This window comes from Billgrantia sp. C5P2, assembly GCF_051062895.2.
The window spans coordinates 2,175,470-2,188,687 of sequence record NZ_CM128542.1 but is presented as its reverse complement, the minus strand read 5'-3'; the positions used below and the strand labels follow the sequence as shown (position 1 = coordinate 2,188,687).

The following is a 13,218-nucleotide window of genomic DNA, read 5'->3' as shown; positions in this document are numbered from 1 at the left end:
ATAAGCCCGGGGCGGCGACCAGAGCCAGCCAGACCATGGCCTCACATTGCGCCTTCCGGCGTCATGACCCTATCCATCAAGCGCTGTGCCAGACGGCTTCCCTCCTCGCGGGACTCGAGATCGGAGAGATCGTCGAGCAGTTCGCAGCGCCACAGCCAGAGGCCCTCCTCCAGCACTTCGGCGACGAAGGGATAACGGCCCGAGGGCAGCGCGAAGGCGCGTCGCTCCCCCTCGGCGGGTGCCGCCGCACTGCCGAAGATCGGGAACAGCACCAGCGACAGCGAAACGGGACTGATCAGGGCACCGACCAGGTAGTCGCGCCCCGCCGACCCGATGCCATCGTCGGGACAAGCCTGAAAGCACAGGGCATCGGCATCGAGATGGGGGTTGGCGTTCGGTGAGGTCTCGAGCGCAGCGCCAAACCGCTGCTTCCAGGCCTGGGTCATCTCGAGCAGGCGCCGGTACTGCTCGGGCGTCGGAGCCAGCATGACACACTCCTTCTAGGCTAATGAGCAGGGATCCATTCGGCATGACGCCCCACGACTGCTATTCTGGCAGGTCCATGCGCGACGAGGAATGCCCATGCTGCCCCAGCGACGCCTAGAGCTGGCCGTCTCCATCGCCCGGGAAGCCGGGGAGCGAATCGTGGAGGCCAGGCAGAGCCAGACCTTCAACCAGCAGTTCAAGAGCGGCCAGGAACTGGTCACCGACGTGGACGTGGCCGTGGACACCCTGATCAGTGAACGCCTGGAGGCCAGCCTGCCCGGTGAGCAACGCCTCAGCGAAGAGCTCGCACCGGACCGCGAAGTGATGCGCACGGCCGATGCGCTCTGGGTCATCGACCCGATCGACGGCACCGTCAACTTTGCCCATGGTTTGCACCATGTGGCCGTATCCATCGCCTGGGTCAGCGAGGGCAAGACCCGCCTGGGGGTGGTGCATGCCCCCTTCCTTGGCGAGACCTACACCGCTCTCTACGGACAAGGGGCCTGGCGCAACGGCAAGGCGATTCACGCCAGCCGTACCACCAACCTCGAGCGGTGCCTGGTGGGCACCGGCTTCCCCTACCGACGCGACAGCCGCCCGCCATTGATGCGCCGCCTGGTGGCCATCCTGGAACACTGCCAGGATGTACGGCGCAACGGTTCGGCCGCCCTCGACCTGTGCGACGTGGCTTGCGGCCGCCTCGATGCATACTACGAAAGCGTGTCGCCCTGGGACTTCGCCGCCGGGGTGCTGATCGCACGCGAGGCCGGCGCCCGTACCGGACATTTGTACCCTTGCCCGGAGGGCATTCCAGGCGATCTCTACGGTGAGAACCTGCTGGTCAGCGCCCCCGAGATACATGCCGAGCTCGGCGACCTGCTGCGCGCGGCCGATGCCAACGAACTCAGGTCGTACTGATTCATTCGGCGGCAGCGCGATAGCATCCCCCAATCGGCCCCCTAGCAGCCTGCTATTGGCCCCTTGTCCTTCCATCCGTCACAATAGCGCCAGGAAAATATCTTCAGGAGAGTTTTTATGTTCGTGGTCATCTTCGGTCGTCCCGGCTGCCCTTTCTGCGTTCGTGCCCAGCAGCTCGCCGAGAGCCTGGAACGTGCCAATGTCATTGAAGGGCATCGCTACGTGGATATCTGGGCCGAAGGTATCAGCAAGGCCGATCTGGAGAAGACCATTGGCAAGCCGGTCTCGACCGTTCCGCAGGTGTTCATCGACCAGACCCACGTCGGTGGCTTCACCGAGTTCGACCAATATGTCCGCGAGAATGCCCTCATGGCATGACCCGCACCGCCTGCCTGAGCCGGGGCGCTGCCTCGGCCTGCCGTCATCGTTCATTTCCCGTTTAACGTTCTTCCCGCGTTGAAAGCCGTTCTCGGCCAGCCCCTATACTGAGGTCTAATGCGCAAGCGCATCTGGACAAAAGGAACGGCACGATGCAAAGGGAAGAATTCCTTCAGCAACTCTGGCTCGACTACATCCATCAGCACCCGGACGTGGGGATGCTGCGCCTGTGGCCGACGGATGCACCGGCAGAGTATCTGACGCTTCTCACCCTCAATCAGCCTCCCTTTGCCGCCGACGACCTGCTGCCGACGCTGGGCCATCTCGGCTATCGTCCCGTGCACCGCTACGCCATGGCCGACCGCGGGCTGCTGGTGTCCCTGCTGGCGCCCCCCGACAGTGGCACTTGGCTGGTGCTGGCAGAACTGCAGCTCAGCAGCCTGTCGCGAGTGCCGCATGACGAACTCGCCGAATTGGTGAGCCGCACCCACCCCCGGGATACCCGCGGCAAGAACCTGCTGAGCCGCGGTCGCCCCTGGCCCATGCCCAGTTGGAACGTCTATCGCTCGTTATATGATGCCCACCCTCTGGCGGCCTGGTTCGCCGTCATGGGGCCGAGCGTGCATCACGCCGGCTTCGACTGCGAACGCCTCGGCAGCAGCTTCGAAGCCCTCGATGCCGCCCTGGCGGCTGCCGGCCTCGAGGGCAGCGAAGATCGTCATCAGGGGGTCTTCCCGGTATCGCCGCTGCTCAAGTATCGCTTCTACCCCACCTGCTCGCAGCGCCTGGCCTTCTCCGAGGGGGATGAGCATCGCATCTGCCTGGGCGGCCTGGCCCTGATTCAGAAGCGCCTGAGCAGCGACCACGAGCGTGCCGTAGAGCTGTTGTTACCCCATCATACACGCTGCGAGCTCACCTGAACCGATCTGCTGGCGTTATCCACAGAAACTGTGGATAACGCTGTGCAAGACACCGTGACAAGCGCCAGCGGCCCCAATAACGACGCCCTTCACTTTACGCTGATCATAAAACCATCACGTATTGAAACGTAAAGGCCCGGGCAGAACCCGGGCCTTTGCTCTACCTCTGATTGCCTCAAGCGAAGGTCATTTCCGGCACGTGATCGGGCACGATCAGCTTGCCGGCGGTCTTCTCGACGATCTCCTCGACGCTGACCCCCGGGGCACGCTCCTTGAGGATGAAAGTGCCGTTCTCGATTTCAAGGTAGGCGAGATCGGTGAGTACCCGGTTGATGCAACCGGCACCGGTCAGCGGCAGCGTGCATTTTTCGAGCAGCTTGGATTCGCCATGCTTGGAGGCATGGGTCATGGTGCAGATGATGTTTTCGGCGCCGGCCACCAGGTCCATGGCGCCGCCCATGCCCTTGATCAGCTTGCCGGGCACCATCCAGGAGGCGATATTGCCCTCCTGATCGACCTCGAAGGCGCCGAGCACGGTCAGGTCGACGTGGCCGCCACGGATCATGGCGAAGGATTGGGCCGAATCGAAGATGGCCGCCCCCAGGCGCGCGGTCACGGTCTGTTTGCCGGCGTTGATCATGTCGGGATCGACCTCGTCCTCGGTGGGAAAGCGTCCCATCCCGAGCAGGCCATTCTCCGATTGCAGCATCACATCGATGCCCTCCGGCACATAGTTGGCCACCAGGGTGGGAATGCCGATCCCCAGGTTGACGTAGAAGCCGTCCTTCAGTTCTTGCGCCACACGCTGTGCCATCTGTTCACGAGTCAGTGCCATCTTTGTTTGCCTCTTGTGTTCGGTGGAGAAGCGAGACCGGCCTCAGCCGGCGTGAGAAGCGGCGTCGGGTTCAACCCTCGCGCACGGTGCGCTTCTCGATACGCTTCTCGAAAGTGCCCTGAATAATGCGGTCGACATAGATGCCCGGGGTGTGGATCTGATCGGGGCGAAGCTCGCCCGGCTCGACGATCTCCTCGACCTCCACCACGGTGACCTTGCCGCAGGTGGCGGCCAGCGGGTTGAAGTTCTGGGCGGTATCGCGGTAGATCACGTTACCGTAGCGGTCGGCCTTCCAGCCCTTGACGATGGCAAAATCGGCGTGAAACGCCTCCTCGAGAATGTAATGGCGTCCGTTGAACTCGCGCACTTCCTTGCCCTCGCCGATGGGCGTGCCGTAACCGGTGGCGGTATAGAAGGCGGGAATGCCGGCCCCACCAGCGCGCATCTTCTCGGCCAGGGTCCCTTGCGGCGTCAGGATCACCTCGATCTCGTCGTTGAGCATCTGCTGCTCGAACAGGGCGTTCTCGCCCACGTAGGAGGCGTAGAATCGCTTGATCTGCTTGTCTTCCAGCAGCACGCCCAAGCCGAAGCCATCGACACCACAGTTGTTGGAGATGACGGTCAGGTCCTTGACGCCGCGGCGCTTGACCTCGGCGATTAGGTTCTCGGGGATGCCACACAGGCCGAAGCCACCGGCAACCACGGTCATGCCGCTTTCGATGCCTGCCATTGCGTCTTCGTAGGAGTACACGCGCTTGTCGAATCCGGACATCGCAAAGCCTCGTCTTGTTGTGAATGGGTACGGAAATGACGGTACCTGATCAGTGTTGACCTGCCCAATATATTTGTTAAGTTTGTTTTTTTTATCAATTGATATGAATCATTTATAAAACGAGCCACTCCCATGACCGTCAAGCAGCTTCGCGCCTTCCTCGCCGTGGCCCAGACCCTCAGCTTCACCCAGGCCTGCGAGCGGTTGCACCTGTCGCAACCGGCCCTGAGCCTTGCCATCAAGGGGCTCGAAGAGACCCTGGGCGGCCCGTTGTTGATTCGCAGCACACGTAGCGTTCGCCTCACTCCGGAGGGCGAGATCCTGGTACCGCTGGCCAAGCGCCTGCTGGCCGACTGGGACAACGCCGAGGAGTTGCTGCGTCAGCGCTTTACCCTCCAGCTCGGCCGGGTGGCGCTGGCCGCCATGCCCTCCATCGCCTGCAATCGACTGCCCCGGGCATTGAGACGTTTTCGCGAGCGCTTCCCACGGGTCAACGTGACGGTGCACGATGTGATCAACGAACAGGTTATCGACATGGTGCGCCGCCAGCAGGTCGAGCTGGGCATCGCCTTCGAGCCGGAAACCCGCGAAGGAATCGACTTCCTGCCGCTGTTCGACGACACCTTCGTTGCCGTGCTGCCCCCGGACTCGCCCCTCGCCTCCGCCGAGTCGGTCGACTGGAAGGCCCTTCTGGTGCATGACTTCATCACCCTGCAGCGCCCCTCCATGGTGCGCATCCTGCTGGAGCAGGCCCTGGCACGCCAGCACACCGAGCTGCCGGTCGCGTTCGAGAGCCACCAGCTCGCCACGGTCGGCCGCATGGTGGCAAGCGGCTTGGGCGTCAGCGCCGTCCCTTCGCTGTGCCGCGAGCAGATGCATGAGCTCGGCGCCCGCTGCGTACCGCTCTACGACCCGCAGATACGGCGCACCGTGGGTGTGGTGCTGGGCGCCGGCCAGGAGCTCTCGATCGCCGCGCGGGCGATGCACGAGGTGCTGCAGACAACCCTGTGCGAAACTTCAGCGTGAGTGCTGGCACTGGGCAGCCTGAGCCTGATCCATTAGCATGTGCGGCTATCGTCAAGAAATGTCACGACGTCGTTGTCGCTATGTCGAGGAGTCAGGAATGTCGACCCTGAGAGGGCTCGTCAGCGTACTGCTACTGGTGATCACCACCCTGTTCTGGTCGGTTCCCCTGATCCTGTTGACCTTGCTCAAGCTGATCACGCCGACACGTACCCTGCGCCTGGTCGTACTGCGCGGGCTCAATGGCGTTGCCCTGAACTGGATCGGCTGCAATTTGTGGTGGATGCGCCACTGGCTGCAGCCCGAGCTCAGCGTAACCCTGCCCGAAGGGTTGTCGCCCGATCAGCGCTGGTTGGTGATCTCCAATCACCGCAGTTGGACCGACATCTTCATGCTGCTCATGGTCCTGCATCGGCGCATACCGATGCCGCGCTTCTTCCTCAAGCAGCAACTGATCTGGATCCCCATCGTGGGGCTGGCCTGGTGGGCACTCGAGTTTCCCTTCATGCGCCGCTACAGCCGCGAGCAGGTCGAACGCAACCCACGGCTTGCGCACATCGATCGCAAGGCGACAGAGCGCATGTGCGAGCGCGCCCGAGAAATGCCGCTGGCCATCTTCAACTTCGTTGAAGGCACGCGATTTACCCCGGCCAAGCGCGACGCGCAAAATAGCCCCTTCCGCCACCTGCTTCGCCCCAAGGCCGGCGGTGTCGCGCAGGTGCTGAGTCAGCTCGGCGACCAGCTCGACGGTATCCTCGACGTCACGTTGCACTATGCAAACCCGGACCCGACCTTCTGGGGCTTCTTGTGCGGACGCGAAGGATCGATAACGCTCGAGGCTCGCCGTCTCGAGGTACCGGGCTGGATGCTCGACAGTCGCTACCATGACGACCCGCACTACAAGGAACGCTTCCACTCATGGCTCAACGCCCTGTGGCAGGAAAAAGACCAGGCGCTCACATCGCGCTGACACTGATTTGCGTACTGACGTTGCTGTCGCTCGCCGGCTGTGCCTCCCCTGGTGGCGAGGTCCAGCGCAGCGGTGATGCCGGCATCGCCGGCAATTGGGTCGTGGTACAGCGCGGCGACACTCTCGGCAGCATCGCTGCCCGCGCCGACGTGCCGCTCGCCCGGTTGCAGCGCTTCAATCCCGACGTCAACCCCAGCCGGCTGGCCGTCGGCCAGCGCTTGTTGATACCGTCACAGCAGGAACGCGCACCGTCCGGCGGCCCCTATCGCTACCAGATCCGACCCGGCGATACCTATTCGGCGGTTGCCCGGCGCTTTGGCACCACGCCGGCGCGGATCCAGTCGGCCAATCCCGGAGTCGAACCGACCCGGCTGCGTGTGGGCCAGGTCATTCAGGTGCCCCTGCGCGGTGCTACCGCAGTGGCGGCATCGACCCCGAGCAGTTCGGGCAACCGCTCGAGCGGCAACTCGACCAGCGCTCCGGCGCGCACCGCCACGCCACCGCCCGCGCCCAGTGCGGTGCCGAACTCGGCGCGCAACTGGCCCTGGCCGCTGGACGACTACCGCATCGTGCGCGCCTACGGCACGGATATCCATGGCACCCTGCAGCCGATGCTACTGGCCACCAACCGAGGCGCTCGAGCCAAGGCCGTCGCCGACGGAGACGTACGCTTCACCGGCAGCATGCGCCAGCTCGGTCGCGTGGTGATCGTGCACCATGCCGACAATCTGCAGAGCGTCTATGCCTTGTGCGATACGCTGCTGGTAGACGATGGCGCACGTGTCGCTCGTGGCACACCGCTCTGTGAAGTCGGCTTCAGCAATGCCACGGAGCGCTTCGACCTGCTGTTCGACATGCGGCTCGGCGGCAAGCCGATCGACCCCCGGCGCGTGCTGCGTTAGTGCCATGACATCGGCATGGGAACGACTCTTGGCGGAGCCACCGCTGTCTCGCTACCGGGGCGTCCTCGGCGAACCTGCGGCCAGCGAGGCCTTGGCCAGGCTGGACGCAGAGCTCGATTGGCAGCGCCCCAGCCTGCGCCTGTACGGACGCGAGCATCCGATTCCCCGGCGTCAGGTATGGATGGGTGAGCCCGAGGCGCGTTATCGCTATTCGGGACGTGATTTCCAGCCGCAGGACTGGCACCCGGATGTCGCCGACATACGCGAGCGAATCCGCACCCTGCTGGCATCACAGGGTATCGCCGCCGACTTCAACAGTGTTCTGCTCAACCGCTATGCCGACGGTGACGAACGCATGGGCTGGCACAGCGACGATGAACCCGAACTCGGCCAGGCCCCCGTCATCGCCGCCGTAACGCTGGGCAGCGAACGGCCGCTGCGATTTCGCTGGAAGCAAGGCAACGGCGAACCCTTCAACGTCTGGCTACCCCATGACAGCCTGTTGTTGATGGGGCCCGGCTGCCAGGCGAGCCTGCAACACGCCCTGCTGCCCCGACGCATCCCCGGGCTGCGCATCAGCCTCACCTTTCGCCGCGTCTTGCCGCTTGCCGAGCGATAGTGAGGCCAGACTCAGCGCGCCTGGCGATAGAGTCCCCACAGAATCGTGATCAGCAGGGCATATACCAGCCCGCCGACAGGATATGTGAGGAAGCTGTAAGTCAGGCCGAAGTCGATGAAGGCGACCGGCACCAGGGTACCCGCCACCGCCAGTGCTCGTTGTTCGCCCGAACCCGCACCGACACCGCGAGCGAACAGCCACAGCGGGGTGAAATAGAGCGCCAGCAAGGCCAGCAGCCCCGGCACCCCTCGCTTGACCCAGGCATCGAGAATATCGTTATGGGCGTGCCAGAAGCGCCCAAGTGCCGGGTCCTGCACCCCTTCTGCGCCGCGCTCGCGCATGGCGGTCTGGTAGCCCTTGGCGCCCCAGCCAAGCAACGGGCGCTCCAGTATCAGTTGCGAAGAGCCCCGCCACATCTCCAGCCGGGCACTGACCGAGGTCATCTCGTCATCGCCCGCCACGTACTGTCGAAGGCTGTTGACCGCGTTGTCGACCCGCGTGGCCACGCCGGTCTGCGGCATGGCATACAGGCTACCCAGCAGCGCCATCAAGGCCGCCACCAAGGTGACCCGCCAGCCCAAGGACAGTCGGCGACCGTGTCCCCGATAGAGCACCCAGATGGCCAACGGCAGCCCGATCCAGCCTCCACGTGAACCGGACAAGGCCGAGGTGAGCAGGCCCGCCAGGCCACCGACGATCAACAGCAACGACCAGGGCCAGCGCTCACGGCGGGCAAACGACCAGCTCAAACCCGCGAAGCACAGCAGCCCCATCAACAGCCCCAGGTTGCCGAACAGGATGGCGTGCAGCGGCTCGTGGCCGTTGGCTCGCGCCGTACCCTCGATCACGCGCTGCCAGAGCGCCCAAGTGCTCGCCGCCAGGCTGCTCAGCGCCAGGCCGGCCCATAGCCAGGTGGCAGGAACCCTGACCCTGGCGAATGCCATCAGGGCGACCACGGCAAGGGCGAAGGGCCAGGCATTGAACAACCCTGAGGCCCCTTCGCCGTGTAGCCAGAGCATGCCGGCCCAAATCAGGCCCTGCAGGCCCATGGCGGCCACGAGCAGCAGATCCTCGCGCCGCGGAAATGCATCGACCTGCCCCTCTTCGCCAAGCCAGGCTGCCGTCAGTAACAGCAGTGGCACAACGACGAGAACCCCCCACGGCAGCACCAGCATCGACGCCCCCAGGGTAAGCATGGCCAGCGCCGACAGCCAGGCCTGACACAGCCCCTTGAAGTTACGCGACATGGCCCTGGGGAGCGGTCGACAGGAATTTTCTTCGATCATGGCAATGGCTCATCCGTTGATACGCTGCCGTCAACGACGCCCGGAGGAACTGCCCTCCTGGCTCCCCTGGCGCCGTACTGAAAAACACCTCTCATAGAATAGTGGAGTCGACGCCCCCCGAACGGTTCCCTTGCTCTCTCACTCGACGGTGACGGACTTGGCCAGGTTACGCGGCTGGTCGACATCGGTATCGCGTGCTACGGCCACATGATAAGCCAGCAGCTGCAGTGGCAAGGTGTAGACGATGGGGGCCAGGAAGCGGCAGCATCCAGGCACCTTGACCACCGTCATGCCCTCCTCCTGCTCCAGGCCGCTCTCGGGATCGGCAAACACCAGCAGTTGGCCGCCACGTGCGCGCACCTCCTGCAGGTTGGACTTTAGCTTGTCGATCAGCTCATCCTTCGGCGCCAGTGCAACCACCGGCATGCTGTTGTCGATCAGCGCCAGGGGGCCATGCTTGAGCTCTCCGGCGGGATAGGCCTCGGCATGGATGTAGGAGATCTCCTTGAGCTTCAGCGCCCCTTCCAGGGCGATCGGCATCTGCGCACCGCGCCCCAGGAACAGCGTATGGCGATAGTCGACGAAGCGCGGAGCCAGAGCCGCGATCTCGGCATCGAGCTGCAGCGTGTCGCCCAGCAGTGTCGGCAGATAGCGCAGGCGATGCACCAACTTGGCCGTCAGGTCCTGATCGCCGCCACGCAGTTGGCGCAGTGCCAGCGTTACCAGCATCAGTGAGGTCAATTGGGTCGTGAAGGCCTTGGTCGAAGCCACGCCGATCTCGGGGCCGGCATGAGTCATCAGGCTGAGGTCGGATTCGCGCACCAGCGAGCTGCCCGGCACGTTGCAGATCGCCAGCGCCCCGACGTAGTTGTCGCCCTGGCGCTTGCGCGCGTGGCGAAGGGCGGCCAGGGTGTCGGCCGTTTCACCCGATTGCGACAGGGTCAGCAGCAGCGTGCCCGGGGGAGCGACCACGTCGCGATAGCGGTATTCCGAAGCGATCTCCACCTGGCACGGCACACCGGCCAACGCTTCGATCCAGTAGCGTGCCACCATGCCGGCATGATAGCTGGTACCGCAGGCGACGAGATGGATCTGACGGGTCTTGCCGAGGAGCTGGCGCGCCTGGGGACCGAAAGCCTCGATCAGCACTTGATCGCTGCCCAGCCGCCCTTCCAGAGCGTTGGCCACGGCGACCGGCTGTTCATGGATCTCCTTGAGCATGTAGTGTTCGAATTCCCCTTTTCCGACCGCCTGATCGTCGTGCTCGTAGCGCAGCACTTCGCGAATCACCGGAGCGCGCCGTCCCGCTGCGTCGAGCCCATGCACGACGCAGCCTTCCCGCGTAGCTTCCACCAGATCGCCATCCTCCAGATAGACGAAGCGATCGGTCACCGTGAGCAACGCCAGCGGGTCGGACCCCAGGTAGCAGCCCTGCTCGCCGATGCCCACCACGAGCGGACTGCCGTGACGCGCGCCAACGACGCGATCGGGCCTGTCGGCGTCGATCACGCCCAGGGCATAGGCACCTTCGAGCCGCGCGACCGCCGCCTCGACCGCCATCAGCAGCTCCCCATGATCTTTCAGCTCACGCTCGATCAGGTGAGCCACGACCTCAGTGTCGGTCTGGGAGGTAAAAACGTAGCCGTCGGCGGCGAGTTCGGTCTTGAGCGCGTGGTGATTCTCGATGATGCCGTTGTGCACGACGGCGACACGCCCCGACACGTGAGGATGGGCGTTGTCCTGGCTGGGCTCGCCATGCGTCGCCCAGCGGGTGTGGGCCACCCCGGTCATGCCTGTCAGCGACGACGACGACAGCAGTCGCTCCAGCGCCGCCACCTTGCCCACCTCCCGGGCACGGCCCAGCTTGCCAGGAGCCTCAACCAGAGCGACACCGGCTGAATCATAGCCTCGGTATTCGAGGCGCTTGAGACCTTCCATCAGGATGGGCAGGACATTGTCCGCCCCCACAGCAGCTACGATGCCACACATGTTCTCTTCTCCATGAACGGTGCCACGACCTTGCGCCGTGGTGCACTTGCTAAGGCAATGAATTCGCGGTGCGATGCGCCGGCTGCGATGAGGGCCGGCCAGCGGCCATCCCAGGCCGGCTGGTCATCGAATGCTGCTGTCTACTTGTGCCGCTCCAACACCGGTCGCAACGGCGTCACCGTCATCTTCGAGCCCGCCATCCGTGCTTCGCGACGGCGCTTCTCCAGCCATACCAGGTCGACGATCTCCCCCTCCGGCCGGTACGCCGTCGGTGCTTCCAGCAGCAGGCTGCGAATGCCGTCGTGATGGAAGTTGCGACACGCCTCGAACAAGCGGTCGAGATAGGCCTCAAGGCGCGGCCACTCCCAGAACACTTCCTGGGCCGTCATGATGCGTGGGTGCGAGGTTGCCGAGACATCGTCGCCCACCAGCAGTTCCTCGTAGAGCTTCTCGCCTGGGCGCAGGCCGCTGTAGGCGATGGCGATATCGCCATCGGGGCTGTACTCGTCGCGCACCCTCAGCCCCGACAACCGCACCATCTGGCGCGCCAGGTCGGCGATGCGCACCGGCTCCCCCATGTCGAGCACGAAGACGTCGCCGCCCCGCGCCATGGCGCCGGCCTGGATCACCAGTTGGGCGGCTTCGGGAATGGTCATGAAGAAACGGGTAATGTCCGGGTGGGTCACGGTAATCGGCCCGCCCGCCTGGATCTGTTCGCGGAACAGCGGCACCACCGAACCGCTGGAGCCCAGCACATTGCCGAAGCGCACCATGCAGAAGCGCGTGGCATCCTGGTGCTGGGCAAAGGCCTGACAGACGAGTTCGGCCAGACGCTTGGTGGTACCCATCACGTTGGTCGGTCGTACCGCCTTGTCGGTGGACACCAGCACGAAGGTCTCGACCCCGGCCTCCATCGCCGCACGAGCGGCAGAGAGCGTGCCGAAGACGTTGTTCTGCACGCCCTCGACCACATTGTGTTCGACCATCGGTACATGCTTGTAGGCGGCCGCGTGATAGACGGTCTGCACCTCATAGGCCTTCATCACCGCGGTCAAGCGCTTGCAATGCTGCACCGAACCGAGCAGCGCCTCGATGCGTACCTCGAGCCCTTCAGCCTTGGCGATGCGGCGCAGTTCCTGTTCGATACGGTAGAGGGCAAACTCGGAGATATCGAGCAGCAGCAACCGTTTGGGGCCGTGACGCAGGAGCTGGCGGCAGAGCTCGGAACCGATGGAGCCTCCCGCCCCGGTCACCAGCACTTCCTTGTCGCGAATGTTGGCATCCATCAGGGTGGGGTTGGGCGGCACCGGATCGCGCCCGAGCAGGTCCTCGACCGCCACGTCGCGCACCTCGCTTATCCTGGCGCGCCCGGTCACCATGTCGGCCACGCCGGGAATCGTCTGGACAGGGAAGCCCTGGGGCTCGAGCTCGGCGAGGATCTCGCGGCGGCGTTCACGGCTCACGCTGGGCATCGCCAGCAGCACCCGCTCGGCACCATAGGTGTCGGACAGGTACCCGAGCTGGCGTGGCGGGTAGACCTTGAGCCCCTCGATGTAGGTGTTCTGCAGGCTCACGGCGTCATCGACGAAGGCGATCGGCAGGTACTCCTGGCCATGGCTGAGCGACACCGCCAGTTGGCGCCCCGCGGAACCGGCCCCGTAGATGACCACGCGCGGCTTGTGGCGAATCTGGCTGCGCAGATAGATGGCACGCAGGCCGAAACGCACCCCACCGATGGTCAGCAGCGCCAGCATGGCGTAGATGAAGGGCACGCTGCGGGGAATCCCGAGGGCGAAGAGATAGCTCGCCAGCGGCAGCGACAGCGCCGACACCACGACCCCGATCACCACGGCACGGATCGCCTTGGGCCCCAGGTAGCGGATCACCGCGCGATAGAAGCCGAGGCGGATGTAGATGGCCAGGCTCAGCGGGATCATGACCACCAGCGCCATCCAGGTGCGCACCTCCACCAACGGCGCCCAGTCCTCCAGGCGCAGCAGCATGGCCAGCAGGAAGCTCGCCGCGATCAGCACGCAGTCGACCACCAACTGGATGGTGCGCTTCTGCCGTCTTGGCAGGCGGAACAGGGATTGCAGAAGATTTCGCATATCGTCTCTCCA

13 protein-coding genes are annotated in these 13,218 nt (G+C 64.5%); 7 read left to right on the top strand and 6 right to left on the bottom strand.

The window, feature by feature from the left end; all coding sequences use genetic code 11:
* Positions 1-41: 41 nt before the first annotated feature.
* Positions 42-488 (bottom strand): [NiFe]-hydrogenase assembly chaperone HybE, encoded by a 447-nt coding sequence (hybE, locus tag ACRWQA_RS10015; protein ID WP_263580018.1) that lies wholly within the window; start codon positions 486-488, stop codon positions 42-44.
* 94 nt (positions 489-582) lie between these two features.
* Here hybE and ACRWQA_RS10010 point away from each other — a divergent pair, with 94 nt between their 5' ends.
* The 3 genes from ACRWQA_RS10010 to ACRWQA_RS10000 all read left to right on the top strand — a co-directional run bounded on the left by ACRWQA_RS10010 (position 583) and on the right by ACRWQA_RS10000 (position 2,702).
* Positions 583-1,404 (top strand): inositol monophosphatase family protein, encoded by an 822-nt coding sequence (locus tag ACRWQA_RS10010; RefSeq protein ID WP_434227467.1) that lies wholly within the window; start codon positions 583-585, stop codon positions 1,402-1,404.
* 117 nt (positions 1,405-1,521) lie between these two features.
* Positions 1,522-1,782 (top strand): GrxA family glutaredoxin, encoded by a 261-nt coding sequence (locus ACRWQA_RS10005; protein WP_263580020.1) that lies wholly within the window; start codon positions 1,522-1,524, stop codon positions 1,780-1,782.
* A 152-nt stretch (positions 1,783-1,934) separates the two neighbouring features.
* On the top strand, positions 1,935-2,702 hold the full coding sequence (locus tag ACRWQA_RS10000) for a VOC family protein (RefSeq protein ID WP_434227465.1): 768 nt from the start codon (positions 1,935-1,937) through the stop codon (positions 2,700-2,702).
* A 175-nt stretch (positions 2,703-2,877) separates the two neighbouring features.
* Here ACRWQA_RS10000 and ACRWQA_RS09995 read toward each other — a convergent pair whose 3' ends face one another.
* Positions 2,878-3,537 carry a CoA transferase subunit B gene (locus ACRWQA_RS09995; RefSeq protein WP_434227464.1) on the bottom strand — a complete coding sequence of 220 codons (660 nt, stop codon included), beginning with the start codon at positions 3,535-3,537 and terminating at the stop codon, positions 2,878-2,880.
* A 70-nt stretch (positions 3,538-3,607) separates the two neighbouring features.
* The gene (locus tag ACRWQA_RS09990; protein ID WP_434227462.1) at positions 3,608-4,309 is read right to left on the bottom strand and encodes a CoA transferase subunit A; all 702 of its coding nucleotides are present in this window, start codon (positions 4,307-4,309) and stop codon (positions 3,608-3,610) included.
* 132 nt (positions 4,310-4,441) lie between these two features.
* Between ACRWQA_RS09990 and ACRWQA_RS09985 the strand changes: the two genes are divergently transcribed.
* The 4 genes from ACRWQA_RS09985 to ACRWQA_RS09970 all read left to right on the top strand — a co-directional run bounded on the left by ACRWQA_RS09985 (position 4,442) and on the right by ACRWQA_RS09970 (position 7,823).
* A complete protein-coding gene (locus ACRWQA_RS09985; RefSeq protein ID WP_263580024.1) occupies positions 4,442-5,335 on the top strand; it encodes a LysR family transcriptional regulator in 894 nt (297 codons plus the stop codon).
* Between the two features lie 97 nt (positions 5,336-5,432).
* Entirely contained in the window at positions 5,433-6,302 is an 870-nt protein-coding gene (yihG, locus tag ACRWQA_RS09980) for a 1-acylglycerol-3-phosphate O-acyltransferase, YihG family (RefSeq protein WP_263580025.1), read from the top strand.
* Positions 6,251-7,204 carry a LysM peptidoglycan-binding domain-containing protein gene (locus ACRWQA_RS09975; protein WP_434227460.1) on the top strand — a complete coding sequence of 318 codons (954 nt, stop codon included), beginning with the start codon at positions 6,251-6,253 and terminating at the stop codon, positions 7,202-7,204. Before yihG ends, ACRWQA_RS09975 begins: the two co-directional genes overlap by 52 nt.
* A gap of 28 nt (positions 7,205-7,232) precedes the next feature.
* A complete protein-coding gene (locus tag ACRWQA_RS09970) occupies positions 7,233-7,823 on the top strand; it encodes an alpha-ketoglutarate-dependent dioxygenase AlkB family protein (RefSeq protein WP_434227458.1) in 591 nt (196 codons plus the stop codon).
* 11 nt (positions 7,824-7,834) lie between these two features.
* On the opposite strand, the gene ACRWQA_RS09965 is transcribed toward ACRWQA_RS09970, so the two are convergent.
* From ACRWQA_RS09965 to ACRWQA_RS09955, 3 genes are all read right to left on the bottom strand, one after another.
* Positions 7,835-9,109 carry an O-antigen ligase family protein gene (locus ACRWQA_RS09965; RefSeq protein WP_434227457.1) on the bottom strand — a complete coding sequence of 425 codons (1,275 nt, stop codon included), beginning with the start codon at positions 9,107-9,109 and terminating at the stop codon, positions 7,835-7,837.
* 138 nt (positions 9,110-9,247) lie between these two features.
* On the bottom strand, positions 9,248-11,098 hold the full coding sequence (gene glmS / locus ACRWQA_RS09960) for a glutamine--fructose-6-phosphate transaminase (isomerizing) (RefSeq protein ID WP_434227455.1): 1,851 nt from the start codon (positions 11,096-11,098) through the stop codon (positions 9,248-9,250).
* A 140-nt stretch (positions 11,099-11,238) separates the two neighbouring features.
* Positions 11,239-13,206, bottom strand: a complete 1,968-nt coding sequence (locus tag ACRWQA_RS09955) for a polysaccharide biosynthesis protein (RefSeq protein WP_434227453.1) — start codon at positions 13,204-13,206, stop codon at positions 11,239-11,241.
* Between the last annotated feature and the right edge of the window lie 12 nt (positions 13,207-13,218).

Bases quoted from the DNA above. Each gene is read 5' to 3' on its own strand.
- hybE (WP_263580018.1), bottom strand. From the start codon at position 488: ATGCTGGCTCCGACGCCCGAGCAGTACCGGCGCCTGCTCGAGATGACC.
- ACRWQA_RS10010 (WP_434227467.1), top strand. From the start codon at position 583: ATGCTGCCCCAGCGACGCCTAGAGCTGGCCGTCTCCATCGCCCGGGAA.
- ACRWQA_RS10005 (WP_263580020.1), top strand. From the start codon at position 1,522: ATGTTCGTGGTCATCTTCGGTCGTCCCGGCTGCCCTTTCTGCGTTCGT.
- ACRWQA_RS10000 (WP_434227465.1), top strand. From the start codon at position 1,935: ATGCAAAGGGAAGAATTCCTTCAGCAACTCTGGCTCGACTACATCCAT.
- ACRWQA_RS09995 (WP_434227464.1), bottom strand. From the start codon at position 3,537: ATGGCACTGACTCGTGAACAGATGGCACAGCGTGTGGCGCAAGAACTG.
- ACRWQA_RS09990 (WP_434227462.1), bottom strand. From the start codon at position 4,309: ATGTCCGGATTCGACAAGCGCGTGTACTCCTACGAAGACGCAATGGCA.
- ACRWQA_RS09985 (WP_263580024.1), top strand. From the start codon at position 4,442: ATGACCGTCAAGCAGCTTCGCGCCTTCCTCGCCGTGGCCCAGACCCTC.
- yihG (WP_263580025.1), top strand. From the start codon at position 5,433: ATGTCGACCCTGAGAGGGCTCGTCAGCGTACTGCTACTGGTGATCACC.
- ACRWQA_RS09975 (WP_434227460.1), top strand. From the start codon at position 6,251: ATGGCTCAACGCCCTGTGGCAGGAAAAAGACCAGGCGCTCACATCGCG.
- ACRWQA_RS09965 (WP_434227457.1), bottom strand. From the start codon at position 9,109: ATGATCGAAGAAAATTCCTGTCGACCGCTCCCCAGGGCCATGTCGCGT.
- glmS (WP_434227455.1), bottom strand. From the start codon at position 11,098: ATGTGTGGCATCGTAGCTGCTGTGGGGGCGGACAATGTCCTGCCCATC.
- ACRWQA_RS09955 (WP_434227453.1), bottom strand. From the start codon at position 13,206: ATGCGAAATCTTCTGCAATCCCTGTTCCGCCTGCCAAGACGGCAGAAG.